The organism is Kitasatospora sp. NPDC088134 (assembly GCF_044741705.1).
Lineage (GTDB): Bacteria > Actinomycetota > Actinomycetes > Streptomycetales > Streptomycetaceae > Kitasatospora.
The window spans coordinates 1-24,492 of record NZ_JBIUTD010000021.1 but is presented as its reverse complement, the minus strand read 5'-3'; the positions used below and the strand labels follow the sequence as shown (position 1 = coordinate 24,492).

24 protein-coding genes and 2 pseudogenes are annotated in these 24,492 nt (G+C 72.0%); 16 read left to right on the top strand and 10 right to left on the bottom strand.

What is annotated here, in order from left to right:
• Positions 1-68: 68 nt before the first annotated feature.
• From ACIOHG_RS27155 to ACIOHG_RS27140, 4 genes are all read right to left on the bottom strand, one after another.
• On the bottom strand, positions 69-1,409 hold the full coding sequence (locus ACIOHG_RS27155; protein WP_400954274.1) for a hypothetical protein: 1,341 nt from the start codon (positions 1,407-1,409) through the stop codon (positions 69-71).
• Between the two features lie 160 nt (positions 1,410-1,569).
• Positions 1,570-2,382, bottom strand: a complete 813-nt coding sequence (locus ACIOHG_RS27150; RefSeq protein ID WP_400954273.1) for an HAD family hydrolase — start codon at positions 2,380-2,382, stop codon at positions 1,570-1,572.
• A gap of 152 nt (positions 2,383-2,534) precedes the next feature.
• A complete protein-coding gene (locus ACIOHG_RS27145; protein ID WP_400954272.1) occupies positions 2,535-3,458 on the bottom strand; it encodes a hypothetical protein in 924 nt (307 codons plus the stop codon).
• 103 nt (positions 3,459-3,561) lie between these two features.
• On the bottom strand, positions 3,562-4,083 hold the full coding sequence (locus ACIOHG_RS27140) for a hypothetical protein (RefSeq protein WP_400954270.1): 522 nt from the start codon (positions 4,081-4,083) through the stop codon (positions 3,562-3,564).
• Positions 4,084-4,338: 255 nt separating this feature from the next.
• Here ACIOHG_RS27140 and ACIOHG_RS27135 point away from each other — a divergent pair, with 255 nt between their 5' ends.
• From ACIOHG_RS27135 to ACIOHG_RS27100, 8 genes are all read left to right on the top strand, one after another.
• Positions 4,339-5,271, top strand: a complete 933-nt coding sequence (locus tag ACIOHG_RS27135; protein ID WP_400954268.1) for a LamG domain-containing protein — start codon at positions 4,339-4,341, stop codon at positions 5,269-5,271.
• 197 nt (positions 5,272-5,468) lie between these two features.
• Positions 5,469-6,314 carry a hypothetical protein gene (locus ACIOHG_RS27130; protein WP_400954267.1) on the top strand — a complete coding sequence of 282 codons (846 nt, stop codon included), beginning with the start codon at positions 5,469-5,471 and terminating at the stop codon, positions 6,312-6,314.
• 62 nt (positions 6,315-6,376) lie between these two features.
• Positions 6,377-7,270, top strand: coding sequence for a DUF72 domain-containing protein (locus tag ACIOHG_RS27125; RefSeq protein ID WP_400954266.1), 894 nt, complete (start codon positions 6,377-6,379; stop codon positions 7,268-7,270).
• A 224-nt stretch (positions 7,271-7,494) separates the two neighbouring features.
• Positions 7,495-8,133, top strand: a complete 639-nt coding sequence (locus ACIOHG_RS27120) for a hypothetical protein (protein ID WP_400954265.1) — start codon at positions 7,495-7,497, stop codon at positions 8,131-8,133.
• Between the two features lie 31 nt (positions 8,134-8,164).
• The gene (locus tag ACIOHG_RS27115) at positions 8,165-8,893 is read left to right on the top strand and encodes a WXG100 family type VII secretion target (protein WP_400954263.1); all 729 of its coding nucleotides are present in this window, start codon (positions 8,165-8,167) and stop codon (positions 8,891-8,893) included.
• Positions 8,890-12,687 (top strand): RHS repeat-associated core domain-containing protein, encoded by a 3,798-nt coding sequence (locus ACIOHG_RS27110; protein WP_400954261.1) that lies wholly within the window; start codon positions 8,890-8,892, stop codon positions 12,685-12,687. The genes ACIOHG_RS27115 and ACIOHG_RS27110 overlap by 4 nt, the downstream gene beginning before the upstream one ends.
• A 30-nt stretch (positions 12,688-12,717) precedes the next feature.
• Complete coding sequence (locus ACIOHG_RS27105) at positions 12,718-13,197, top strand: hypothetical protein (protein ID WP_400954259.1); 480 nt, start codon at positions 12,718-12,720, stop codon at positions 13,195-13,197.
• 319 nt (positions 13,198-13,516) lie between these two features.
• A complete protein-coding gene (locus tag ACIOHG_RS27100; RefSeq protein ID WP_400954257.1) occupies positions 13,517-13,960 on the top strand; it encodes a hypothetical protein in 444 nt (147 codons plus the stop codon).
• Positions 13,961-14,115: 155 nt separating this feature from the next.
• On the opposite strand, the gene ACIOHG_RS27095 is transcribed toward ACIOHG_RS27100, so the two are convergent.
• The 3 genes from ACIOHG_RS27095 to ACIOHG_RS27085 all read right to left on the bottom strand — a co-directional run bounded on the left by ACIOHG_RS27095 (position 14,116) and on the right by ACIOHG_RS27085 (position 16,297).
• Positions 14,116-14,847, bottom strand: a complete 732-nt coding sequence (locus tag ACIOHG_RS27095; protein WP_400954256.1) for a hypothetical protein — start codon at positions 14,845-14,847, stop codon at positions 14,116-14,118.
• A 95-nt stretch (positions 14,848-14,942) separates the two neighbouring features.
• Positions 14,943-15,755: a hypothetical protein gene (locus ACIOHG_RS27090; protein ID WP_400954254.1), complete on the bottom strand. Its 813-nt coding sequence runs from the start codon at positions 15,753-15,755 to the stop codon at positions 14,943-14,945.
• Positions 15,752-16,297 carry an RNA polymerase sigma factor gene (locus ACIOHG_RS27085; protein WP_400954253.1) on the bottom strand — a complete coding sequence of 182 codons (546 nt, stop codon included), beginning with the start codon at positions 16,295-16,297 and terminating at the stop codon, positions 15,752-15,754. The genes ACIOHG_RS27090 and ACIOHG_RS27085 overlap by 4 nt, the downstream gene beginning before the upstream one ends.
• 97 nt (positions 16,298-16,394) lie before the next feature.
• On the opposite strand from ACIOHG_RS27085, the gene ACIOHG_RS27080 reads away from it, so the two are divergent.
• Complete coding sequence (locus tag ACIOHG_RS27080; protein WP_400954252.1) at positions 16,395-17,315, top strand: serine/threonine-protein kinase; 921 nt, start codon at positions 16,395-16,397, stop codon at positions 17,313-17,315.
• Positions 17,316-17,461: 146 nt separating this feature from the next.
• On the opposite strand, the gene ACIOHG_RS27075 is transcribed toward ACIOHG_RS27080, so the two are convergent.
• Positions 17,462-20,089: an RICIN domain-containing protein gene (locus ACIOHG_RS27075; protein ID WP_400954251.1), complete on the bottom strand. Its 2,628-nt coding sequence runs from the start codon at positions 20,087-20,089 to the stop codon at positions 17,462-17,464.
• A gap of 309 nt (positions 20,090-20,398) precedes the next feature.
• On the opposite strand from ACIOHG_RS27075, the gene ACIOHG_RS27070 reads away from it, so the two are divergent.
• Both ACIOHG_RS27070 and ACIOHG_RS27065 read left to right on the top strand, forming a co-directional pair.
• Entirely contained in the window at positions 20,399-20,830 is a 432-nt protein-coding gene (locus tag ACIOHG_RS27070; protein WP_400954429.1) for a hypothetical protein, read from the top strand.
• Positions 20,827-21,036, top strand: a pseudogene (locus ACIOHG_RS27065) (LLM class flavin-dependent oxidoreductase); the annotation flags it as partial. The gene ACIOHG_RS27070 and the pseudogene ACIOHG_RS27065, both read left to right, overlap by 4 nt.
• Before the next feature lie 72 nt (positions 21,037-21,108).
• On the opposite strand, the gene ACIOHG_RS27060 reads toward ACIOHG_RS27065, so the two are convergent.
• Together ACIOHG_RS27060 and ACIOHG_RS27055 are read right to left on the bottom strand one after the other, a co-directional pair.
• Positions 21,109-21,510, bottom strand: coding sequence for a DNA-binding protein (locus ACIOHG_RS27060; protein ID WP_400954250.1), 402 nt, complete (start codon positions 21,508-21,510; stop codon positions 21,109-21,111).
• On the bottom strand, positions 21,507-21,755 hold the full coding sequence (locus ACIOHG_RS27055; RefSeq protein WP_400954249.1) for a hypothetical protein: 249 nt from the start codon (positions 21,753-21,755) through the stop codon (positions 21,507-21,509). Before ACIOHG_RS27055 ends, ACIOHG_RS27060 begins: the two co-directional genes overlap by 4 nt.
• Before the next feature lie 300 nt (positions 21,756-22,055).
• On the opposite strand from ACIOHG_RS27055, the pseudogene ACIOHG_RS27050 reads away from it, so the two are divergent.
• From ACIOHG_RS27050 to ACIOHG_RS27030, 5 genes and pseudogenes are all read left to right on the top strand, one after another.
• Positions 22,056-22,298: pseudogene (locus tag ACIOHG_RS27050) on the top strand (LLM class flavin-dependent oxidoreductase); the annotation flags it as partial.
• Between the two features lie 65 nt (positions 22,299-22,363).
• Entirely contained in the window at positions 22,364-22,960 is a 597-nt protein-coding gene (locus tag ACIOHG_RS27045; protein WP_400954248.1) for an ArsR family transcriptional regulator, read from the top strand.
• Positions 22,957-23,424, top strand: a complete 468-nt coding sequence (locus ACIOHG_RS27040; RefSeq protein ID WP_400954247.1) for a HEPN domain-containing protein — start codon at positions 22,957-22,959, stop codon at positions 23,422-23,424. The genes ACIOHG_RS27045 and ACIOHG_RS27040 overlap by 4 nt, the downstream gene beginning before the upstream one ends.
• Before the next feature lie 226 nt (positions 23,425-23,650).
• Positions 23,651-24,268 (top strand): hypothetical protein, encoded by a 618-nt coding sequence (locus ACIOHG_RS27035; protein WP_400954246.1) that lies wholly within the window; start codon positions 23,651-23,653, stop codon positions 24,266-24,268.
• Complete coding sequence (locus ACIOHG_RS27030) at positions 24,265-24,453, top strand: hypothetical protein (RefSeq protein ID WP_400954245.1); 189 nt, start codon at positions 24,265-24,267, stop codon at positions 24,451-24,453. The genes ACIOHG_RS27035 and ACIOHG_RS27030 overlap by 4 nt, the downstream gene beginning before the upstream one ends.
• Positions 24,454-24,492 lie beyond the last annotated feature (39 nt).

Sequence of the window (24,492 nt, the reverse complement as noted above, 5' to 3'; positions counted from 1 at the left end):
TCCGGTGCCCAATAGCCGTATTCCTCAGCAATCGGACAGGCCGTGATCGAACCGCAACCGACACAAGGTCAGTTCGACCCCGAACCCTCCTCCGCGGGCTTGGCCGGAGCGTCCGCCGAGGGGGCCTGCGGCGGCACGGTGGGCTCGGCAGCGGGGGCCTGCGGAGCGGCATCGGCGACCGGGGCCGGCGGGGCCTCCGGGGCCGGGGCGGCGGTCGGCGCGGCGGGCGGCTGGTAGGCCGGGTAGCCGGCCGACTCGGCCAGCCGGATGCCGGCGGCCTCGGCCAGGGCGACGTCCAGGCGCTCGTTGCGGATCCGGCGGTCGATGTAGAGGATGCCGTTGGCGATCATGCCGAGCGGCGTGGTCGCCGTCGCGGAGAGCAGCGTCAGCAGGCCGAGGCCGATCAGGGCGACGGTGATCGCGGCGGTGCTGTCGGACGGCGAGCCGCTGGTGTCGACGGCGGCGGCCACCACGCCCATGCCGATCGCCAGCACGGGGTAGGTCACGATGTTCACGGCGATCCGGCCGACCAGCGAGACCAGCAGCGGCAGGCCCAGGCTGCGCCACCAGTTGCCGTTGTTGAGCTGCCAGGCCCGGCGGATCGCCGCGACCGGGGTGCTCTCCTCCAGCACCAGCACCGGGATCTGCAGGGCCAGCCGCACCGTGACGTAGGCGCCGCCGAGGATGAGCGCCCACCACAGGAGATCGGTCAGCACCAGCGCGCCCGGGCTGTCGTCGATCAGCAGGAGCAGCACCAGCGGGCCCGCCGCCATCAGCATCATCGGCAGGAACAGCAGCGCCAGCGCACCGGCCGCCCGCAGCAGGTGCGGCTTGGACTCCTTCCAGGACTGACCCGCCGTCATCGGCCGCCCGAGCGCCGCCGCCCGGACCACCACGGCGGACAGCACCGAGGCGACCACGTACTGGACCAGCAGCGCCAGCAGGTAGCCCACGCCGACCAGCGCGATCGCGCCCAGGACGGTGAGCACCTGGTCGTCGGTCGGGGCGTCGTCGCTGTCGGGCAGCTTGTCGAGCGCGTTGCGCAGCCCGTCGACGAAGAAGAACGACAGCACCAGCGCGGGGACGGCGGCGATGCCGGTGACCGCCAGCAGCGGCAGGTAGAGCGCCTTGAAGTAGCGGCGGACGGTGTCCATGACGGCGGAGAACATCTCGCCGAAGCCGAGCGGCCGCAGCGGGATCACGCCCGGCTTCGGCGCGATCGGCACCCGGCCCCAGGGGCCCTGCCCCCACCCGCCGGGCGCGCCCCAGCCCGGCTGCCCGCCCGGCTGCCCGTAACCGCCCGGCTGTCCGTAACCGCCCGGCTGTCCGTAACCGCCGGGCTGACCGTGACCGCCCGGCTGCTGCTGCCCGTAGGGCTGCTGCCCCGGACTGCCGCTGTCCCCACTCATCCGTACCCCTCCTGAGTCCGTCGCTCCCGTACCTCGGGATGCGAGGCCGAGCCTAGGGCGCTGCTCCCACGTTTCCCACAGCGCCCCCTGGAGCCGTTCCGGCCGTACCGGCGGACCATCTGCACATGTCGGAACGGGGCCGGCGCGGCGCGTCCCGCGGTCAGATCAGGGTCTCGATGATCGCCGCGACGCCGTCCTGCTCGTTGCTGACGGTGTGTCGGGCGACCGAGGCGAGCACCAGCGGGTGGGCGTTGGCCACCGCGTAGGACTGCCCGGCCCAGGCCAGCATCTCCAGGTCGTTCGGCATGTCGCCGAAGGCGACCACCTCGGCGGCGGAGATGCCGTGCTGGGCGCACCAGCGGGCCAGGCTGCTCGCCTTGGTGACGCCCGGGGCGCTGATCTCGACCAGCGGGATCGGGCTGGAGCGGGTGCTCTCGGCCAGCGGGCCGAGCACAGCGCGGGTCCGCTCCAGGAAGACGTCCGGGTCGAGGTCGGGGTGCTTGGCGAGGATCTTGAACAGGCCGTCCACCCGGCCGTCCGCGAGCAGTTCCTCGGTGGGGGCGATCGGGTGCTCCTTGTCGGACTCCCACATCACCACGGTGTATCCGGGCTCCCGGGCGAAGCCGTCCGGGAACTCGAACGCGAAGGCGGTGCCGGGCAGTTCGGCCCGCATCCGGGTGACGAGGGTGAGCGCGTCGGCCGGGTCGATCGGGGAGGTCTCCAGCAGTTCGCCGCGCCGGACGTCGACCACCGCGCCGCCGTTGGAGCAGATCGCCACGCCGTGGCCGCCGATGTGCGGCCCCAGGTGCTGCATCCAGCGCGGCGGCCGCCCGGTGACGAACACCACCTGCATCCCGGCCTCCTCGGCGGCGGCCAGCGCGGCCGCCGTCCGGGTCGAGACCCTTCCGCCGGAGCAGAGCAGGGTGCCGTCGAGGTCGGTGGCGATCAGGCGGGGGCGCGGCGAGGAGGTCACCCGTCCATCTTCGCGCACTCGCCCGGGAACGGACTCGGGCGGGAGCGGACTCGCCCGGGAACGGACTCGGGCGGTGACCGGGTCGGTGCGGCACCGGACGGGACGCGGGGACCGGGCCCGCCCCGGGCGGGGGGGCGGGCCCGGCTCCGGGGTCAGGCCGCGACGTTCAGGGTGAGCGCGGCGGTGTGCAGGGTGCCGCCGGTCTGGAACTGCAGGAACAGCCGCCAGTCGCCGGGGGCGGGCAGTTCGGCGTGGAACGGCAGGGTCGGGCCGCCGCCCGCGCCGGTGGCCCTGGTCTCCGGGTGGAGGTGCGCGAAGGCCTGGTCCCCGGCGTGGAAGGCCGTCAGGTGGGCGTAGGTCTCCAGGTAGGGCTGGAGGTCGGTGACGGGCTGCCCGTCCTTGCTGACCGTGACGGTCAACTCCCCTGCCTTCCCGGCCTTCGGGGCGCCCGCGACGGTGACGGTGTACCCGTCGACGGTGGTGCTCGCGGCGGCCGGCGGCAGCGGGACGGCGGTGGCCGCGCCGGGCACGTTCGCGGTGCGGGAGAGCACCAGGCCGGTGCCCGCGCCCGCTCCCGTGCCGGGGACGAACGAGGTGTACATCCGCCAGTCGCCGGGCTCCAGTGCGGCCAGCGGGGCGGTCCAGGTGCCGTCCGGGGCCATCGTCGGGTGCAGGTGCTGGAAGCCGGACAGGTCGGAGCGGATCGCGTAGAAGTGCATCTGCTTGGTCTGCTCCGGCTGGTACTGCGTCAGCACGGCCCCGTCCGGCCCGGTGACGGTGAACCGGTACTCGGTGCCGGACAGTCGGCCGTCCAGCCGGTAGCCGCCCTGCTCAGCGGCCAGGCCGGGGGCGGTCGCGCCGGTGGACGCACCGCCCATGCCGCTCATGCCGTCCGGGCCGTGGCTCATCCCCGCCATGTCGTGCCCCGAGGGGCCCGAGGGGGCGGCGGAGGCGGACTTGCCGTGGTCCATGCCGGCCATCGACTCGCTGCCGCAGGCGGCCAGGGTCAGCGTGAGCACGGCGGCGGCCGCGACGGCGGCCAGGGTGCGGGAGTGGGTACGGGTGTTGCGGGTCATCGGAGTTCGCTCCAGGGTGCACGCGGATCGCCCGGTGGCGGATCGCGCGGTGGACAGGACGCGGCGCCCGGCCGACCCGTACGGGCCCGGCCGGGTGGCGCCCTCACCTGCGGGCGACGCAGACCCGGAGCAGCAACTCCCGCCCACCGGGCGGGGCCCGGCCCTCCCCGGCCCTCCCACCGGCGGCCGGGGCGGCGGCACCCGGCGGGCGCGGGTGCGTCCACGGCGCGGCAGCGGTGGCCGGGGCGGCGGGCGACACCCGGTCACGGGCCTGGATGGAGACGCACGCCTCGGCCGAACTGCCCTGTCGCATCGGCAGATTGACGACCTGTCGGCCACCCGCCACCGTCCCCGCAGGCTCGGCCTCGGGCAACCCTGCGCCCTGCGGCCCGGCATCGTGCAGCACAGCGGCGTACGACCCTGCGGCCTGCGACCCCGCGCCGCCCGACCCCGCACCGTGCAACCCCGCGCCGTGCGCGGTGGCGACCGTCTCGGGGTGGCACCCGGCGGCGCTCGCCGGGCTGCCGTGCATCAGGAACAGTCCGAGCAGCAGGGCGCACAGCACCGCCCACCGGGCGGCGGTCCGCCCGGTCGGTGCCGGGCTGGTGGCCGCCGTCCGCTCCATCCCGCCAGCATACCCCCCGCCCGTATGTTCGATGTCCGCTTCGGCCCTCTCCCGGCGGGTTTGTCGGCAACCGTCACCACCTCAACCCCCTTGTCGGTGAAGGTCGTTGTCGTGTGCTGTGACGAATCGCACCCGGCCCCTTCCGGTTAGCGCGCCCGTACGGGGCGTCACTAGAGTTCCGCCGACGAACCGAACGGACGAACGGGGAGATGCGTGGCGGGCAGGCGTGCGGCGGGCAGGTCGGGCGGAGCGGGCGTGACGGAGCGTCCGACGCCCGGAGGAGCCGCCCTCGGGGGAGCCGAAGCCTCGTACTGGCAGGTGATGACGGCGGCCGACGAGCGGGAGGCGCGCCGGAAGCGGACGGTGGCGATGACCGCCTGGGCGACCGCGATGGTGGCGGTCGGCGCGATGGTGGCGGTGGCCGTCATCGTGCAGAACCGGGCCGACGGGCACCCGGCCGACGAGCCGCAGCAGACCGCTGCGGCCGCCGCGCCCACCGCGCCCGGCGCCGCCTCCGCCGGGCCCGAGCGCGCCGACGGCACCGGGACCGGCCCCGGCACCACCGCCTCCGCGCCCGGGCTGAAGCTGGGCCCGGCGGCGAAGCTCGGCGCGGCGGCCGGGCGGGACGGGCAGGCGCTGCTGCTGACCGGCAGCGGCGACGGGTGGGGGGAGGCGGCCGACGCGGTCGTCGACACCTCCCGCGACTTCACCGTCTCGGCGGTGGTCCGGAACGAGGCGGCGAGCGCGCCGAAGGCCGCCCTCTCCCAGAACGGCGCCCAGTTCTTCAGCTTCTACCTGGGCCGGGAGGATGCCTCGGCCGCCACCCGCAACCGCTGGGTGTTCAAGGTGCAGACCGCCGAGGACGCCGGGAAGACCGCGCTGGCGCTCTCCCCCGGCGCGGCCGCCACCGGCCGCTGGACCACCCTCACCGGCGTCTACAGCGCCAAGGCGAAGACCATCTCGCTGTACGTGGACGGCGCCCTCGCGCAGACCTCCCCCGCGCCCGCGATCATCCCCGGCCAGGGCCCGCTGGAGCTCGGCCGGGCCCGCTGGAAGGGGAAGTGGGCGGACGCCTGGAACGGCGGCATCACGGACGTCCGGGTGTGGAAGGAGGCGCTGACGGCCGATCAGGTCGGCAAGCTGGGGAAGGGCGGGGCGACCTCCGCCGGGGGCGTCCTGAACCCCTGAGCGGAACCGGACCGATCCGGGCTCAAATGATCTGTCGCGTACGGCGGTCGGGATCACTTCGGAGCGATCCCGACCGTTCGGTGACCGGATCGGCTCCGGGCGTCACCGTGTGCTACGTTCCGCGCACGGATAGAAACTTATGACCCCGGCGGTGCTACCAACACCCCGGGGTTTGACACCAGGAGCACACACTCCCGATGCACGTTCATCGTAGCGCGCACGCGCGCCATTTCACGGTTCTGCCCAACTTCCTGCTGCAGTACCGCCAACTGTCGTACACCGCCCGGGGCCTCCTGGTGGACCTGCTCTCCCGGCCGGACGGCTGGCGCGAGGACGGGCGACAGATGGCCGACAGCAGCCCGCAGGGCCGCCGCGCCGTCGCCAAGGCCCTGAAGGAACTGACCGAGGCCGGCTTCTACCGGGTCGAGCGGATCCAGCTCGCCGACGGGCGTTTCGTCACCGAGAACCACGTCTACGACACGCCGTGGCAGTTCCTGCCGAGTACCACCCGTCCGGTACCCGGTGAAGCGGCCGTCGCCGAGGTTGACGCTTCCCCTCCAAAGGAACGGGACCAAGCACCCACCCTCCCCGCCGAGCCGGCGACTCCGGAGCCGACCCTCCCGGACGAGGGCCTGCGCGCCGCGATCGACACCCTGTTCCGGGCGATCCGCCCCGAACCCCGGCTCCGGATCGGCGAGTCCGAGGCCCGGGCGCTCGCCCCGCTGGTCGCCCGCTGGCTGGAGCGCGGCGCGACCGTCGCCGACCTCGCGCACGCCCTGCTCCCCGGCCTGCCCGTCCCGATGCACTCCCCGACGGGCGTCCTCCGCAACCGCCTCGAACGCAAACTCCCGCCCACCGCCCGGCCCGCCGGGCCCCCCGTCCCCCGCCCTGAGTGCCCCGCCTGCCACGACCCCGTCCCCCGCCCGGGCCACTGCCTCCCCTGCACCGGCCTGGTCCCCCGGCCCACCGCCCCCGATCCCGCCGTCGCCCGCGCCGGAGCCGCCCGCGTCCGCGCCGCCCTCCGCCCCGCCTTCCCGAACTGAGCGGGCGGCCGACCGGGAGGCCGACCAGGAGTCCGCGGCGCGAAAACGGGCAGACGGCGGGCATGGGAGAGATCCTCGTCGGGGCGTGCTCGTGGACGGACCGGGAGCTGCTGGCCGGCGGCTGGTACCCGGCGGGCTGCCGGAGCGCGGAGGACCGGCTGCGGTACTACACCGGCCGGTTCCCGCTGGTCGAGGTGGACGCCACCTATTACGCGATGCCCAGCACCCGCAACAGCCACCTCTGGGTCGAGCGTTCGCCCGTCGGGTTCCGGTTCGACGTGAAGGCGTTCTCGCTGCTGACCGGGCACCCGACCCGGCCGGGCGCGCTCCCCGCCGAGCTGCGTACGGCCGCCGTCGGACGGTACGGCCGGACGACGGCGTCCCCGGAACTGCTCGACGAGGTGTGGCGCCGCTTCGCCGGGGCGCTCGAACCGCTGCGGAGCGCGGGCCGCCTGGGCGCGGTCCTGTTCCAGTTCCCGCCCTGGCTGGCCCCGGACGCGGCCGCCGTCGCGGCGCTGCGCGCGTGCCGCGAGCGCACCGCGGGCTGGCCGGTGGCGGTGGAGTTCCGGCACCCCGACTGGTGGCAGCCGGGCCAACGGGAGTCCACCGCGGGCCTGTTGAAGGAACTGGAGCTGTCCGCCGTGGCCGTCGACACCGCGCAGTCCCTCCCCACCTCCGTTCCCCCGGTCGCCCCGGTCACCTCCGCCCGGCTCGCGGTGGTGCGCTTCCACGGCCGCAACCGCGCCTGGGGCACGGGGACGAAGGAGGAGCGCTTCCGCCACCGCTACACCCCGGAGGAGCTCTCCTCCTGGCTCCCGGCCGTCCACGCGATGGCCGACCGGGCCCGCGAGGTCCACGTCCTGTTCAACAACTGCTGCGGCGACGCGGCCGTCCGCGCCGCCGCCACGATGCGCCACCTGCTCGATACCACCGACCGGCCCGCCGGAGCGCGGTGACCTGACCCGCGGGGCCGACCGCGCCCATGGTCGAGGGTGCGGAGAATTCGCCCCGATCGGTACTCCCCGCCGGCTCCGGACCGGGCCCCGGCGGCCGGCTCACTCACGGCACGGCATCCCCGAGAGCGGACGGACGGCCGTCGGCCTGGTACATTCCGACCCGAAAATCCAAGCGGACCTGTCGGCGAAATGCAAGAACCGATCGAATTCCTGGAGGACGTTCCGTGGACGGCGCCGAATTCATCGCCTCGGCCATCACCACCGGAAAGCTGCACGGAGTGGGGATCGGCTCCTCGCTGGCCGAGGTGGAGAACGTTTTCCGCGCGGGCTACGTCGACGATCCGGACGCGGAGGAGAACCTGTCCCTCCGACGGGACTACGGACTCGTCGAGTTCTCCTTCAACGACGGCCTGGCGTGGACGGTGGTGGGCGCCTCCATCGAGATCCACCGTCTGGCCGTCGTCGAGGACCTCGCAGCGGAATGGCAGGAGGCCCAGGGCGTGGATTTCCCGGAATACCTCACCTGGAACGAGATCGCGGCCGAAATCTCCCGAATTCCCGGCCACCCCGAACTGACTCCCCGGACCGACCAGACCGGCTACATCGAATACCGCTCCCCGACCACCAGGGTCTCCGCCCTCGTCGTGGACGGCGACGAGGAACGCGACGAGGAACGTGACGACTGGCCGGGCCGGGGAGACGTCTTCAGCATCGCGCTCGGACAGGGCGCGGGCCCGCGGGCCCCCGCAGTCCGTCACCTTGGGGTCGTCCGGGGCGCTCGTGACGTGGACCGGCCGCGCCCATGGTCAAGGTTGTGGAAAATTCGTTCCAATCGGTACATGTCACTGGTTACGGTCGCCTGAATGTCCGGACGTCTTCGGGGGAGGGTTTGGCGTGGCGATCGAACTGCCCGGCGAAGTGGTGGACCTGCTGTCGTTCTTCGGCATCAACTGGCCGACGGTGAACGAGGACAGCGTGCGCGAGTTCGCGGGCCACGTCCGCGAGTTCGCGCAGAACGTGGAGTCCGCGCACCAGCAGTCGACACAGACCGTCCAGGGCATGGGCGAGGCGTACCAGGGCGCGTCCTACGAGGCGCTGCTGGCGAAGTGGGCGTCGGTCTCGGACAGCCACCTGGACCAGCTGGTGCAGGCGTGCCACGTGGTGGCGGACGCGCTGGACATCGCGGCGGACGTGATCGTCACGATGAAGGTCGAGACGATCGGCGAGCTGATCGCGCTGGCGGCGGCGTTCGTGGCGGACCAGGCCGCGGCGGTGGCGACCTTCGGGATCGCGGAGGCCGCGGTGATCGCCATCGAGGAGGCCGCCAAGCGCCTGATCAACTACCTGGAGCAGCAGCTGGAGCAGTACATCATCGCCCAGGTGGTCGAGGCCGCGATCGAACCGCTCATCGACACGGTGGCCGGGGCGGTGCAGGGCCTGGTGTTCCAGGCCGCGGAGTCCGCACTCGGGGTGTCGGTGGACGGCGGCGGGGGCGGCTCGGGGTTCACCATCGACCCGGACCTGCTGGAGGAGCACGCCCGGACGATGCACGAGCACGCCGAGACGGTGGCCGGCCACGCCGAAGTGTTCCAGTCCAAGATCGCTTCGGTGAGCTTCGATTGAGCAACCAGATCGTCAAGGCGCTGGAGCACGGCGCGCAGAAGCTCGGCAAGACCCTCGCCGAGGACGCCGGGAAGGCGCTGAAGAACTTCTACCGCAAGGCCGGCGACAACCTGAAGAAGGTCGCCCACAACACCCGCGAGATCGAGGCCAAGCACACCAAGGACCTGAAGAAGATCCTGGAGGGCCACGACACCAAGGTGCCCCACCCCCGGCACGGCAACGGCGGCGGCCGGGGCCGCGGCGGCTCGCACCCCAAGGGCCGGGGCCGCGACCAGGTCCGGAGCCCGCGCACCGAGGGCCGCCCCGAGGAGTCGCGCTGCCCGGGCGGCGAGCCCGTCGACATGGCCACCGGCCGGATGTTCATCGACCAGGTCGACGCCTCCTTCCCCGGTTCCCTGCCGATGGAGTTCACCCGCTCCTTCGAGTCCGGGCTGCTGACCGGCCGCTGGATGGGCACCAAGTGGCTGTGCCCCTTCGACGAGCGTCTGGAGATCGACGACGAGGGCGTCGTCCACGTCCGCGCCGACCGGATCACCCAGGCCTATCCGCACCCGGAGGCCGGTGACCCGGTCTTCGCCTCGGCCGGCTCCCGCAACGAACTCGACCTCGTGGACGGCCACTTCACCGTTACCGACCCCACCACCGGCCTGGTGAAGACCTTCACCCCCGACGGCGACGAGGCCCGGCTCACCGAGGTCCGCGACCGCCACGGCCGCCGCTGCACCCTCGCCTACGACACCGACGGCGTCCCGCTCTCGATCACCCACTCCGGCGGTTACCAACTCCTCGTCACCGTCGACAACGACCGCATCACCGCCCTGCGCCTCGCAGGTGCCGGCGACACCGGCGGCGATGCCCTCCTCACCCGCTACAGCTACACCGACGGCCACCTGTCGGCCGTCTACAACTCCAGCGGCAAGCCGATGCGCTTCGCCAACGACGCCACCGGCCGCATCCTCTCCTGGACCGACCGCAACGACTCCCAGTACCGCTACACCTACGACCCCCGCGACCGCGTCGTGGACGAAGGCGGCGCCGACGGCAGCCTGCGCTTCCGCTTCACCTACGGCGAGCCCGATCCGGTCACCGGCCTGAAGGTGCACACCGAGACCAACGCCCTCGGCCGCACCACCACCTACACCGTCAACGACCACGCCCAGGTCACCGCCGTCACCGACCCCCTCGGCCACACCACCCACTACGAACGCGATGCGTACGACCGCCTGCTGGTCGAGACCGACCCGCTCGGCCGCACCACCCGCTACGAGTACGACGGCGCCGGCGACCTGATCTCCGTCACCCGCAACGACGGGGAGCAACTCAGGGCGACGTACGGCGAGTTCCTCGGCCTCCCGACGGAGATCACCGAGCCGGGCGGTGCGACCTGGCGCCAGACCTACGACGAGTCCGGGAAGCGGACCTCGGTGACCGACCCGCTCGGGGCGACCACGGTCTTCGGGTACGACGCCCGCGGGCACGTCACCACCGTCACCGACGCCCTGGGCGCGGTCTCGACGATGGTCTGCGACGCGGCCGGCCTGCCGATCGAGGTCACCGACGCCACCGGCGCGACCGACCGCTACCGGCGCGATGCCTTCGGCCGGGTCGTCGTGCACACCGACCCGCTCGGCGCCGAGACCCGGCTCACCTGGACGCCCGAGGGCCGGCTGGCCACGCGCACCACAGCAAACGGGGCCACCGAAGCCTGGAGCTACGACGGCGAGGGCAACATCCTCACCCACACCGACCAGCTCGGTCAGGTCACCGCCTTCGAGTACACCCATTTCGAGACACCGATCGCCCGCACGGACCCGGACGGGGCGCGCTACACCTTCGACTACGACGCCCAGCTGCGGCTGGTGTCGGTGACCAACCCGCACGGCCGGCGCTGGACGTACAGCTACGACGCGGCCGGACGGGTCGTGGGCGAGCAGGACTTCAACGGGCGCACGGTCGGCTACGCGCTCGACGCCGCAGGCCAGCTCAGCACGTTCACCAACCCGCTGGGACAGCAACTGGCCTACCAGTACGACCGGCTCGGCCGCACCGTCTCGGTGCTCGCCGACGGACAGACCACCAGCTACACGTACGACCTCGCCGGACGCCTGGTCGCGGCGTCCGGCCGCGACGGCGAGCTGAGCCGCACCTTCGACGCCGCCGGCAACCTGCTCACGGAGACGGTCAACGGCCGCACCCTCGTCCACGAACGCGACGCCCTCGGCCGCCCCGTCCGCCGGACCACGCCGGCCGGCCACGTCAGCGAGTGGCGCTACGATCCGGCCGGGCGGCCCACCACCCTCACCACCGCGGGCGGGTCGCTCGACTTCGCCTACGACCGGGCGGGCCGCGAGGCGCAGCGCACCGTCAACGGCCACCTCACCCTGGCCAGCCGGTGGGACAGCCGCAACCGGCTGACCGGCCGGACCCTGCACACCCCGAACGCCGTACTCGCCCAGCGGGACTACGCCTACCGGGCGGACGACGGTCTGGTCGGCATCGACGACCGGCTGTCCGGGGCGCGGACCTTCGCCCTCGACGCGATGGGCCGGGTGTCCGCCGTCACCGCCCCGACCGGGCAGGAGAGCTACTCCTACGACCTCGCGGGCAACATCACCGCGGCGGACTGGCCGGCTTCCCCGGCCCACCGGGCCGCCCTCGGCGCCCGCAGCTACTCCGGCACCAGGCTCGTCGAGGCGGGCCGCACCCACTACGAGTACGACGCGGCAGGGCGCGTGACGACACGTCGGCAGCGCACCCTCTCCGGCAAGGCCGAGACCTGGCGCTACGGCTGGGACGCGGAGGACCGCCTGGTCGAGGCCACCACCCCCGACGGCACCCGGTGGCGCTACCTGTACGACCCGCTGGGCCGACGCACCGCCAAGCAACGCCTGGCCGGCACCGACGTGGTCGAGTGGACCGACTTCACCTGGGACGGTTCGGTCCTCGCCGAACAGACCACGCACGCCTCCGGCCTACCCGGCCCGTACACCCTCAGCTGGGACCACGAGGGGTTCCAGCCGCTGGCCCAGGCCGAGACGATCACCGCCCAGGAGCGGACCGACCGGCGCTTCTTCGCGATCGTCACCGACCTCGTCGGCACCCCCGTCGAACTGGTCGACACCGTCACCGGCAGCGTCGCCTGGCGGGCCGGCACCACCCTCTGGGGCATCACCACGTGGCCCGCCGACAGCACCACCTACACCCCGCTGCGGTTCCCCGGCCAGTACTTCGACCCCGAGACCCGCCTGCATTACAACCTCCACCGCTACTACGACCCCGAGACGGCCCGGTACACCAGCCCCGACCCGCTCGGCCTCGCTCCGGCGCTGAACAACGAGACCTACGTCCACAATCCGCACACGTGGAGCGACCACCTCGGGCTCTCCCCGCACTGGGGAGGCCGTCGCTCCGGCCGGCCGGAGACCCCCAAGCCGCCCGAGCTGGTCACCATCCGGCACTTCACCAACAAGGAGAGCTACCAGAAGATCATGAACGGCGGCACGAAGGAACACATCCTCCTCAAGGCGTCCAACCCCGACTGCGGAAACCCCCGCGGCGTCTACGTGACGCCGATGAGCCCGGCGGAACTCCTGAAGAAGCCCGGCGGATTCAAATCGTTCCTCGGCGTCACCAGGGAGAAGTCGGAATACCTCATCGAATTCCAAGTACCGGCGGACCATTTCGCCGGACGGCTCCGCGGCGGGCGTTCGCACATCTGGTTCAGCCCCGAGAACATCAACATACCCAAGAGCTCGATCACCTACCATGGTCCGACGTCGGGTTGGACGGGATAGCCGCCGCAGCGGAACAGCCGGAGAGGTTCGATGGACATCAGTGGTTTCTCGACGGATTTTGTGATCGATTCCTCGTTCGAGGAATGCGTGGTCCGTTTTGTCCAGGCCCAGCGCGAGCGGTGGTCCACCCTCCACTTCTGCGGCGCGCCCGCCGCCGATGCGCTGGACACCGGATGGCGGCCGGCCGTCGACCCCGACGCGGAGTACCCGGAAATCCTGACGTTCTCCAGCGGGGCACCGATGGAGGAGTTCTGGGAAGAACACGGATACGCCCTGGACGAGAAGGGAGAGGGGCCGTTCTCGCTCTTCTACAGCTTCCACCGGGGCCGGATCGGCGCGCACCTGGAGAGCGTGGACACCGAGGACGAGGAAGTGCGCCGGTCGGCCGCGGGCACCGAACTGATGATGTCCACGTTCTTCCTGGTCTCCCTCGTCACCCCGGCCGACCCCGAAGACGACAGCTTCTCCCGGGGCGTACTCGACGACTTCCGGCGCACGTTCGAAGCCTGACCCCTCGTGTGCCGCGGCGTTCGACCTGGCGGGCGCTCCATACGGGGAGGAGCCGATCGCGGAATGGAAGGCGGTCGGCGACAAGCGGTCCAAGAACATGCCGGGACACGTCTGCTCCAGCGGTCCCACGCACGGGGGGAAATTTCCGGCAATTCAAAACCGAAAACGGCTCCCGCGTGGTCGTGGAACACACCGACGACCCCGCCGGACTGCACTTCCACGCCGAAAAACCCAAGGGTGACGACAGTCGGCAACTGGTGAATTTCGGCCGGGACAATTCACCCGGGGGAGACCACCGCTTCTTCTACCGGAGGAAATGATGTCTACCTCTCCCGAGGAGGCGAGGCGGCTCCTGCTGGAGACCGCCGGCCTCACCGTCCTCGACGCACCGGACCCGGCCGGGCTGCCGTCCCCGGCCGAGGTCTGGCAGTCGGTCGCGGGCTTCCTCGTCGAGCCCGACGCCACCGTCGCGCTCGACGCCCCCGACTGGGCCGAGCGGGTCGACGCGCAGTGGCTCCGGCTCGCGCAGGAGTCCGAACTGCCCGCCCCCGACGAGACCTTCCTCATCCACGTCGGCGGGCAGGGCCTGGGCCGCCTCGGCTGGGCCCTGGTCCGCTGGACCGACGACGCGCAGTTGGCCGCGCACCTGACCGACGGCCCGCGCCGGCCCGAGTTCGTCACCATGTCCCCCGACGGCCACGCCACCTGCGGCGTCACCACCGAGGAGCACGACGTCTGGCTCATCCGCTCCACCGCGCCATGATCACCTTCCGTCTCACCTGCCAACCCGACCAGGCACCCGAGAGCGGCTTCGACCTGGGCGACCTGGAGATCGAAGGGGACCTGGGCCGCCCGGGCTGACGGAGTGTCAAAAACCGGCTCCGCCCGCCGCCGCAGGCGGAGCCGGGGCCAGTGGGGTCAGGCGGGGAGGCGCTTGAGGGCGGCGCCGGTGAGGGCTTCGACGCGGGCCCGGGCGTCGACGGGGCGGCCGGTGAGTTCGACGACGGCGACCCGGGTGCCGGTGCGCAGGACGGCGACCCCGCCGCCGACGGTGCCGTCGCCGTTGTGGGCGAGGTACCAGCGGGCGGTACCGCCGGCGGTGGTGAGGGTGTGGGGCGCGTCGTAGTACCAGTGGCCGGCGGGCTCGTTGCGGCACTCCTCGACGAGGGCGACGAGCTGCTTCTCCCAGGCGGCGGCCTCGGCCCCGGTGGCGGCACTCGCGGCCGACTCGGTCAGCAGGCCGTCGGTGTCGAAGGTCCAGTTCACGGACGCGTACCCGGTGGCCCGGCCCTTGGTCAGGTCGCGCATCGTCTCCTCGCCCGAGCACGCGGACAGCCCCTGACGACCCGTCAGCGAGACGGTCCCGCCGACCGGGTTCAGGCCCTGCTGGTCCTCGCTCTGGAGCAGGCCGGCGGAGCCGAGCCCGGGCGCGGCGGCCGCGACCGCGGCCGTGGTGCGGGCCGGGGCGGGGTGCGCGGCCCCGTCGGCGGTGGCCGACTGGGTGCCAACGACGCTGGCCGTGATCAGCGCGGCGGCGAAGCAGGCCGCGGCGGCGATCCGGTTGCGGCGGCCGGACTTCGGCCGGACGGACTCCTGCTGGGCGGACTGCTGCTGGACGGACTGCTGCTGGGCGGTCAGGTTCTCGGTCATCGTGGTCCCCCTGCTGGTCGGGACGCCTGCTGCGTCCTCGTACAACCGGGGAGATGCCGCCGCCGGAGGGAAAGTTGGAGCCCCGGCCCGCTGTTTCACAGCTGTGACAGAGCGGTCCTGACCACGCGGTCCATCGCGGCCGTCCCCAGGCAGGCGTCGACCTCCAGCACCCCGTAGTGGCTGCCGCTGCGCAGCACGGCGATGCCGCCGCAGGGCTCCCTGCCCTCGGGCGCCCGGCCGGTGGTGTTCAGGTCCCCCTGGTAGAGGCCCATCCAGTTCGCGGTGACGTCCGGCGAGAGTCGCACCGCCGTGGTCCTCCCGTAGACCCAGTGGCCCGGCGCCTCCTCCTGGCAGGGCACCTCCTCCAGCAGCAGGCGCTCGGAGAAGTTCTGCGCCAGGGAGGGGGTCCGGGCATCGCCGACGACCTCGCGGGCGACCTGTTCGCTCGGCAGGACCGCCTGCGTGGGGTCCTCCGAGGAGGTGCGGGTGCCGGTCATCAGTCCGCGGAAGTGCGCGCCGGGCCCGCCCAGCGTCTGTTCGAGGGTCTTCTCCCCGGAGCAGGCCGCGTTGGCGTAGGACCCGTCGCCGTACCGGTCGGTGACGTGGATCCGCCCGGGGTCGACCTCCGGGCCGAACGCCGCCGGCCCCAACAGGTTCGCGGCCGTCACCGGCCCGGACGCACCGGCCGGCCCGGTGGCGGAAGCAGCGCCGGTGCTCGGGGGCGCGGCCGCCGGACGGGCCCCGCCCGGGCGGGCCGGCAGCAGGAACCCGCCGGTCACCAGCCCGAGCGCGGCGGCCGCCACCAGCGCGGCGACGGCGGTCCGGGGCCGGACGGCGATGCGGCCGCCACCCGTCCCTGGACCGCCGCCCGTCCCGGGGGCGCCGCCCGTCGCGGGTCCGCCGTTCACAGACCGCTGCCCAGGCGTCCGCGCATGAAGCGGCGGGCCTGGTGGATGCGGTCCTTGACGGTGCCGAGCGGGACGTCCAGTTCCTCGGCCACCTGGACGTAGGTCAGGTCCCCCAGGTCGCGCAGGACGAAGGACTCCACCAGGGCGGGGTGCTGCTGCTCCAGCGCGGCCAGCGCCTCCATCAGGTCGAGCCTGGTCCCGGCGATGACGCTGGTGGTGCGCGGGTCGACGGACTCGGGGAGGTCGGCGTGGCTGTCCTCGGCGCGCCGGCGCATCGAACGGTAGGTGGAGCGGGCGGCGTTCGACGCGATCACCGTCACCCAGCCGAGGAAGGAGCCGCGGCCGCCGTACTCGTGCAGGTGCGTGCTGATGGACAGCAGCGCGTCCTGCGCGGCCTCCTCGGCGTCGGCGTGGTGCGGCAGGAAGCGCGAGCAGCGGCGCAGCACCACCGGTCGCAACTTGGCGAGCAGGTACTCCGTCGCCCCCGGGTCCCCCGCCCGGGCGGCCGCCACCATCCGTTCCAGCGCGTCGTCCTCGAACACCCGGAGCCCCCGATCAGTCCGCCCGGCGTCCCGCCCGGCTTGCCGTCCGTCGTGCGGGAGTTCCGCACTCCCCCCGACTCCGGCAGAATGCTGCCACATGCACAAGCTCGGCCGTTACCTCCTCCTGGATCGGCTCGGGGCCGGCTCCTTCGCCACGGTCTGGAAGGCCTACGATCCGGAGCTCGACACCGAGGTCGCGGTGAAGGTGCTGGCCGAGAACTGGGCCGCCAACGCCGATGTGCGCGAGCGGTTCCTGACGGAGGCCCGGCTGCTGCGCCGGATCGCCGACCCGCGGGTGGTCCGGGTGCACGACGTCGGGGTGCAGGAGGACCGGCCCTACTTCGTCATGGACTACGTGCGCGGCGGCACACTGGCCGACCGGGTCGGGCAGTGCGACCCGGAGGAGGCGCTGCGGCTGGCCGCGGAGGCGGGCCACGCGGTCCAGGTGCTGCACGACGCGGGCGTGGTGCACCGCGACGTCAAGCCGTCCAACCTGCTGCTCACCGCCGGGCCCGGGCCGGCCGCGGTGCTGGTCGCGGACCTGGGCAGCGCGAAGCAGCTGGCCGACGCGTCCGGGCTGACGGTGACCACGGGCACGCCCGCGTACATGGCCCCCGAACAGGCCTTCCAGACCGGCGGGCTCGACGGGCGCGCCGACGTGTACGCCCTGGCCGTCGTCGCTTACGAACTCCTCACCGGCCAGAAGCCGTTCGGCCCGGGTGGCCGCGCCACCGCCCTGCTGACCGACCTCCCGACCGCCGCCACCCTGCCGGCCCTCCCCGCCGACGCCGACCTCCCGCCCAACATCGCCCTCCTCCTCCGCACCGCCATGTCCGTCGACCCGGCCGACCGCCCACCCACCGCCCGCGCCTTCGCCGACGCCCTCCTGTCCCCGCCCTCACCCCCGCCACCGCACCCCGAGGCCCGGACACCCGGCCGGCTGACCCCGCGTGCCCTCGCCCTGGCCTCGGGCGCGGTGTTCGCGGCGACGACCCTGCTGAGCTGGCTGCTCCGCTGACCCCGCCGCCCGACCGCCGTCGCGGCGAACGTACGGGGTCGGACAGTGGCGTCGGGAAGCGGTGGACTGCCCGTCAACTGCGGTGGGGCCGCAGGCCGTTGCGCCTGCGGCCCCGCCGAGGAGTGGGATCAGGAGAGGGGTGGGGATCAGGAGGGGTCGCCGTACTGGAGACCGCGGCCGTTGGTGCCGATGTACACCCGGCCGTAGGTGTCGGGGTCACCGGTGACGATGCGGCTGCCGGCGAAGTTGCCCCACTGGTGCGCGTCGTCGTTGATCCGGACCCAGCTCGTGCCCTGGTCGGTGGAGCGGAAGACACCGGCGACGCCCTTGACCGTGCCGATCAGGTACAGCGCCTGGTACGAGGTCCCCGGTGCGGCCTTGCCGAAACCGACGGCGGAGGCGGACTCCACCGAGGACACCTTGGCGAAGCTGCGGCCGCCGTCGGTGGAGTGCAGCAGACCCGTGCCGTCGCCGGCGAGCCACAGGTCGCCCGCGACGCCGGGGACGGCGCTGAGCTTGCCGCCCGGCAGGTTGCCGGAGCGGGCGGTGAAGTTCGCGCCGCCGTCGGTGCTGGCGTAGAGCGTGCCGTTGCTCAGCGAGTAGAAGGTGGTGGCCGAGGACCGGTCGGCGACGACCACGGCGTCGTTGCCGAGGCCGTTGACCCTGGACCAGCTCGCGCCCCGGTCGGTGGAGCGGTACGGGGCCTGGCCGGCCTCGGCCCACACGATGCTGGAGCCGTCCGCCGCGATCGCGATGCGGCCGCTGTCCGCGCCGGGCACCGGTTCGCTCTTGAAGCCGTTCCAGGTGTGGCCGCCGTCGGTGGAGAGGGCGCCGTCCTGCTGGCCGCCCCGGCCGACCCGGACCACCAGCGCGGGGTCGGACTGGGCGAAGTCGACGGAGGTGCTGTTGTACATCTCCGGGTTGGTCAGCCGCCCGGTGGGCTCCTTCGTCAGGTCGTCGTACACGAAGCCGCCCTGGTCGCCCAGCGCGGTGATGAGGGCGGCGGCGCCGGGCGGGGAGACCGCGTCGTAGTACGCCGTCTCCTCCAGCCCGCGGGCTCCGACGAACCAGTGGCTGGTGCCGCCGTTGTCGGTCGCGTTGGCGTCCTTGCTGGCCCAGATGCTGTTGCCGGTGCCGTACATCACGTGCCCGGAGTCGAACGGGTCGATGCTCAGGGCGGTCATCCAGTGCCCGATGCCGGTGCCGAGGTACGGGGCGATGGCGGCGTCCCGCACGGACCGGTCGGACTGGGTCTTCCAGGTCGCACCGCCGTCGGTGCTGCGGTAGACCTCGTCCTGCGGCCACCAGCGGTCCAGCGTGCTGACCATCACCGTGGACGGCTTCTGCGGGTCGACGGCCAGACCGGCGAACCCGTAGCTGCCCCGGGACGGCGAGATGTCCTTCCACGCCCCGCCGGAGGTGGTGTACTTCCACACCGAACCCGCCGTCACGCCGTTGGGCCCGGGGGCGTCGGTGTACGTCAGGTACAGCGACCCGTCGGCGGAGAGCACGCCGTGCTGCGGCACCTGGCCGGTGGGCTGCCCGGGGACGGCCTGCCAGGAGTTGCCGCCGTCGGTGGAGCGGTACAGGTTGGTGGACCTGTCGGCGACGCCGACGTAGATCGTTCCGCTGCCGGCCGGGCCGTACGTCACGAAGGAGAGGCCGGTGCCGGAGCTCGCGCCGTCCTTGACCGGGAACGAGGAGACCTGGCTCCAGCTCCTACCGGCATCGGTGCTGCGCCACAGGCCGTTCTTGCGGGTGCCCAGCAGCAGATGGTCGTGGTTCGCGGGGTCGATCACCAGGCGCTCGCCCGCCCCGCGGCCGTCCTCGTTGCCGCCCAGCTTGAACGGCAGGTCGGTGCGCTGGAAGGTGCGGCCGCGGTCGGTGGAGCGCAGGATCGCGCCGTTGCCGGCCCAGTCGTTGGTGTAGGTGCCCGCCGCGAGGTAGAGCCGGTCCGGATCGACCGGGTCGGTGGCCAGCGACTCGATGCCCAGCAGGTTCCAGTCCTGCTGGCCGACCCAGTCGGTGAGCGGTGTCCACTGCTCGGCGCCGGTGTCCCAGCGGTACGCGCCGCCCATGTCGGTGCGCGCGTACAGCAGGCCCTTCTCCTTCTGGTTGAAGACCAGGCCGGTGACGTAACCGCCGGCCACCACCGGGGCGTTCCGCCACACGTACGAGCCGGAGCCCTGGGCACCGCCGGTCCCGGGCACCTTCACCAGCTGCCACCGCTGGTTGGCGCCGCCCCACCCGGGCCACTGGACGATCTGCGCGCCCCGCTCCGTGGAGTTGCCCGACACGTCCAGGACCTGGCCGCTCTTGCGGGAGGTGAAGGTGACGGCGTCGGACCCGCTCACCTCGTCGATCCGCCACTGCTGGGAGGCGGTGGAGCGGTCCGTCTGCTGCTCGGCGGCGGCCCCCTGCCCGGTCGAGTCGCCCGCTATGCCCAGCACCTTGCCGCTGTTGCGGTTCACCAGCTCGTAGTAGCCGTCCCCGGTGGACTTCAGCTTCCACTGCTGGTTGGCGGTGTTCTGGTCGGTCCACTGCTGGATACGGGTGCCGTCGGCGGTGGAGAAGGCGTTGACGTCCAGCACCTGGCCGCTGCGCACCGAGACCAGCCGGTAGTAGGCGCCGCCGTCGACCGTCGCGGCCTGGGAGTCCTCGTGCACGAACACGAAGTACGACCCGACGGCGAGGGACGCAGCGATCGCCAGCGCCGTGACGTTCAGTCGACGGCGGTGACGTCCGCGGCGCCTGCCGATCGTGGGGTTGCTCATGGGTGGGCGTTCTCCTTGCGAACTCTGCACGAGGGGTCGGGGGGAAGCCGGCCACCGGGCCGGCTCCGCACCCTTGTGGTCGCAGGGGTCGCAAAAGGTTGCCGCGAGTCGGAACTTCTTGCCGGGAACTTCTCTCCCCCGGTCGGATCCCGACTCGCCGTATCCTGCGTCCACGACGGGACCGACCTGGCAGGAGGCGTTCGATCGCCGTTCCAGGGACCCTCGCAACCGGCTCAACGGCCGGCCGGTGCCGTCGCACGGCCGCTCCGAACGGCCCCAGCAGGTGCCGTACCCGCGAAGGAGAAGCAGATGACCGCCCTCGCACGGCTCTGGAGCCGGGAGCAGCTCCCGATCCGCGACGGCCTGTACACCGCTGCCGGCGGTGCCTTCGACGTCGAGGTCGATCCCCGGGCGCCGGGCGGGCTCCGGGTCCTCGACGGGTTCGACGTCGAGGAGTTCCTCCGGGAGGACCCCGAGTGGATCACATCCTTGACCACCACTGCCGAGGTGGAGCTCCCCGCCGGTGCGGGCTACCTGTGCTGCGGCGAGGGCTCCCACGGGTCCGAGGGTTTCTTCGCCCGGCTGAGCCCGGACCACGACCTGCTCTGGGCGGTGTACCTGGAGGAATCGAATCCGTTCGTAGACCTCACGGTCACCGGCGACCGCGCGGTGATCCGTTCCACCGCGGACGTCACGATCGTCCTCGACCTCCGATCGGAGTCGTTCCGGCCGGTGACCTGAGCACGGTGCTCCTCCCCGTCCACCGGTGGGCCGAGGGGCAGAAGATCCGGCAGCGGGCCGAGGAGCCGGGGTTCCACGCCGCCTACCCGCACGACCACCTGAGCCGGCGGAGCTTCCGGGAACAGACCTGGTTCGGGGCGGTGCCGACACTGACGGCCGCAGCGACGGCCACGGAGCCGATCAGGCTGGGGACGCCGGCTACCTCGGTCAAGCCTTTTTCACCTATCGCAGCCTGAGCTGCGGAAACGCTCGCCGAGAGCCTCCGGACCCCGCTTGGTTCAGATCGCGATGAGTCGGACTCGGGTGCCGCAGAGCTTCCGCATGTCGTCGACGTCCGGCGTGAGCATGGCCACCGGTCCGGGCTGGCGCAGCGCCATCTCGGCAACGGTCGCGTCGATGGCGTACTTGTGGCCATGAAGGCCGGCTTGTTTCAGCAGCGCTGCGGAGGCTCTGGCGGCCTGCTCGGTGACCACCTCGATCTTGACCTGTGAGAGCACCCAGTTCAGCCGAGGAGTGTCCACCCGTGCGTGCGCGATCTCCACGATGGTGTTGGCGCAGACCACCAGATCGGCCGCCATGGAGTGGAAGGAGCGGATCATCGCAAGCACGGTGCGGTCCTGTGAAATCCAGGCGGACACTCCCTGGGAATCCAGCACGACCGTCTCGACACGCTCGCTCACGCGGCGTTCGCCGTGTTGTCGGGCCCAGCCGAGCCGAAAATCCTCGCCTGCGCGGCAGCAAGCTCCTCTTCTGTGAACGCGCCGTGCTCTTCCTCGTAGCGGCGCAGCTCCTCGCCGAGCAACTGGTGCCTGATCTGCCGGGCGACCGCTTCGGCGACGTAGCCGGAGACGTTGTCCGTGAGCTTCTTCAGCTCGGCCACCTGCTCGGTGGGCAGAGTCACTGTGATCCGGGTGGTAGCTGCCATGAAGCAAGCATACTGCGGTATGTCTCGACTTGGTCGGCCTTTCCCTGGGCGTGAAGTTCGAGAACTGGGCCGGCAACCCGCCGGGCGCCCAGGGCCCCCGCCCCCTATGAGAGGAGTACCGGGTGGGCCACTCGGGCAGTGGCGCCGGACCGCTGCGCATCGTCGAGGCTTCCTGTGCTTGGCTTGCCGCGCGCGGCGCCGGGGCCCTCGCGGCTCGATCCGGCGCTGCCGGTCCGGTGGTGGCAGCGACGTCCGGAGCCCGGGAGGGTGAGACCCGCTCCGCGGCGCAGGGTCGGCGGCATGCGACTCAGCACGGTGAGCCTCCCCGTCCACCGGTGGGCCGAGGGGCAGAAGATCTGGCGGCGGGCCGAGGAGCTGGGGTTCCACGCCGCCTGCACGTACGACCAGCTGAGCCGGCGGAGCCTCCGCGAGGAGACCTGGTTCGGGGCGGTGCCGACGTTGACGGCGGCGGCGACGGCCACGGAGCGGACCAGGCTGGGGACGCTGGTGACCTCGGTCAATCCTCGTTCACCCATCGCAGTCCGACCTGCGGCGACGCAGCCATACACAACACATATCTGCGTTACGCGCATGATATTGTGCGCTTGATGAAGATGCCTGCCCCCTCGCTACTCGCTCTCTTTCGGTCGCAATTGCAGGGAGACCTGCTGGCGCTGGTGTTGCTGCATCCGGATCGCAGCTGGACCCTCACTGACCTTGCCAAGGAACTGGGGGCCTCACACACGGCCGTCCTTCGAGAGGCGGACCGGCTGGTCGGCGCGGAGATTCTCTCCGAGGAACGCGTGGGGCGAACCCGAGTCATCAGCGCGAGAACTGACACCGTCCTGTACAGGCCGCTGTGTGACCTGCTGCTGGCGACTTACGGCCCGATGCCTCGGCTGAGCTCGCTGCTGTCCGGCTTGGACGGCATCGATGAGGCGTACATCTACGGTTCCTGGGCGGCCAGGCACAGCGGAGTGCCCGGACCGATCCCGGCGGACGTCGACGTCCTGGTCATCGGCCGGCCCGATCCGGACGAGCTGTTCGATCTCGCCGCGCGCGCATCCCGGGAGCTGTTCCGGGAGGTCAACGTCCACCGCGTCACTCCTGAGGCATGGGCGTCGCCGAGTGACGAACCGTTCCTGACCTCGGTCCGCGAACGACCGCTGGTCCGGCTGCAACTACATGAGGAGAGCAGCGAATGAGTCGTTGGGAGCAGGGCCGCGCCGTAGTTGACGACCTGATCCAACGGCGGGAAGTCGAGAGGGTGCCGGCGTCGACAGAACACGCAGAGGCAGAACTTGTCCAGGCCCGGCAGCACCTGGCCTCTGCGAAGTTGCTCGCCGATGTCGACCCGGTCGGTGCGTACAGCCTCGCCTATGACGCTGCACGCAAGGCGCTTGCGGCGGTCCTGGCGAATCAGGGACTTCGTGCCACGAGCAGGGGTGGCCATGTCGCCGTCTACGAGACGGTGAAGGCACAGTTGGACCCACCGCTCGGAAGCATCCTGCGACCGTTCAGCCGTATGCGCGTCCGCAGGAACGAGAGCGAGTACCGATCTGCCGAAGCTCCGCTGATCACGCCCGAGGAAGTCGAGGGAGATCTGCCGAAGGCGCGGGCGATCATCGAACTGGCGGAGAAGGCCATGCCGCACATGGGTCGCTACTGAGCGCAGTCTGATTTCCGGCGCCGTTGGGGTCCGCGGGTGGTGGGTCCGTGGAACCGGACTTGGCGCGTCCGTAGTCACGAATCGGCAAAGTGTGCTTACCCCTGAGCATTGGCGGTTACGTTCGCACGGATGTGTGGGTGCCATCGGGGGCGGGCGTGGCGTGGCGATCGAACTGCCCGGTGAGGTAGTGGAGTTCCTGTCGTTCATCGGTATCAACTGACCGACAGTGAACGAGGACAAGATTCGTGAGTTCGCTTCCCATGTGCGGGAGTTCGGGCAGAACGTGGAGTCGGCGCACGAGCAGTCGACGTCGACGGTCCAGCAGTTGGGGCAGGCGTACGAGGCGTTGCTGGCGAAGTGGGCGTCGGTCTCGGACCAGCATCTGAACGAACTGGTCCAGGCGTGCCACGTGGTGGCGGACGCGCTGGACATCGCGGCGGACGTGACCGTAGCGATGAAGGTCGAGACGATCGGCGAGCTGATCGCGCTGGCGGCGGCGTTCGTGGCGGACCAGGCGGCGGTGCTGCTGATCGAGGAGACCGCGAAGCGTCTGATCAACTACCTGGAACAGCAGTTGGAGCAGTACATCATCGCGCAGGTGGTGGAGACGGCGATCGGTCCGCTGATCGACACGGTGGCCAGGGCGGTGCAGGGCCTGGTGTTCCAGGCGGCGGAGTCCGCGCTCGGGGTGTCGGCGAACGGCGGCGGGGGCGGCGGGACCGGGTTCCGGATCGATCCGGACGCGTTGGACGAGCATGCGCGGATGGTGCACGAGCACGCCGAGACGGTGGCCGGCCACGCCGAAGTGTTCCAGTCCAAGATCGCGTCGGTGAGCTTCGAATGAGCAACCAGATCGTCAAGGCGCTGGAGCACGGCGCGCAGAAGCTCGGCAAGACCCTCGCCGAGGACGCCGGGAAGGCGCTGAAGAACTTCTACCGCAAGGCCGGCGACAACCTGAAGAAGGTCGCCCACAATGTCCCGCGTCAGACTTTGTGGCAGGGCTCGTTTGTTGCGGGTCCTGCTGCTTGAAGGAGTCTGATCGATCATGGTGAGACCGCCGGCGTTGCC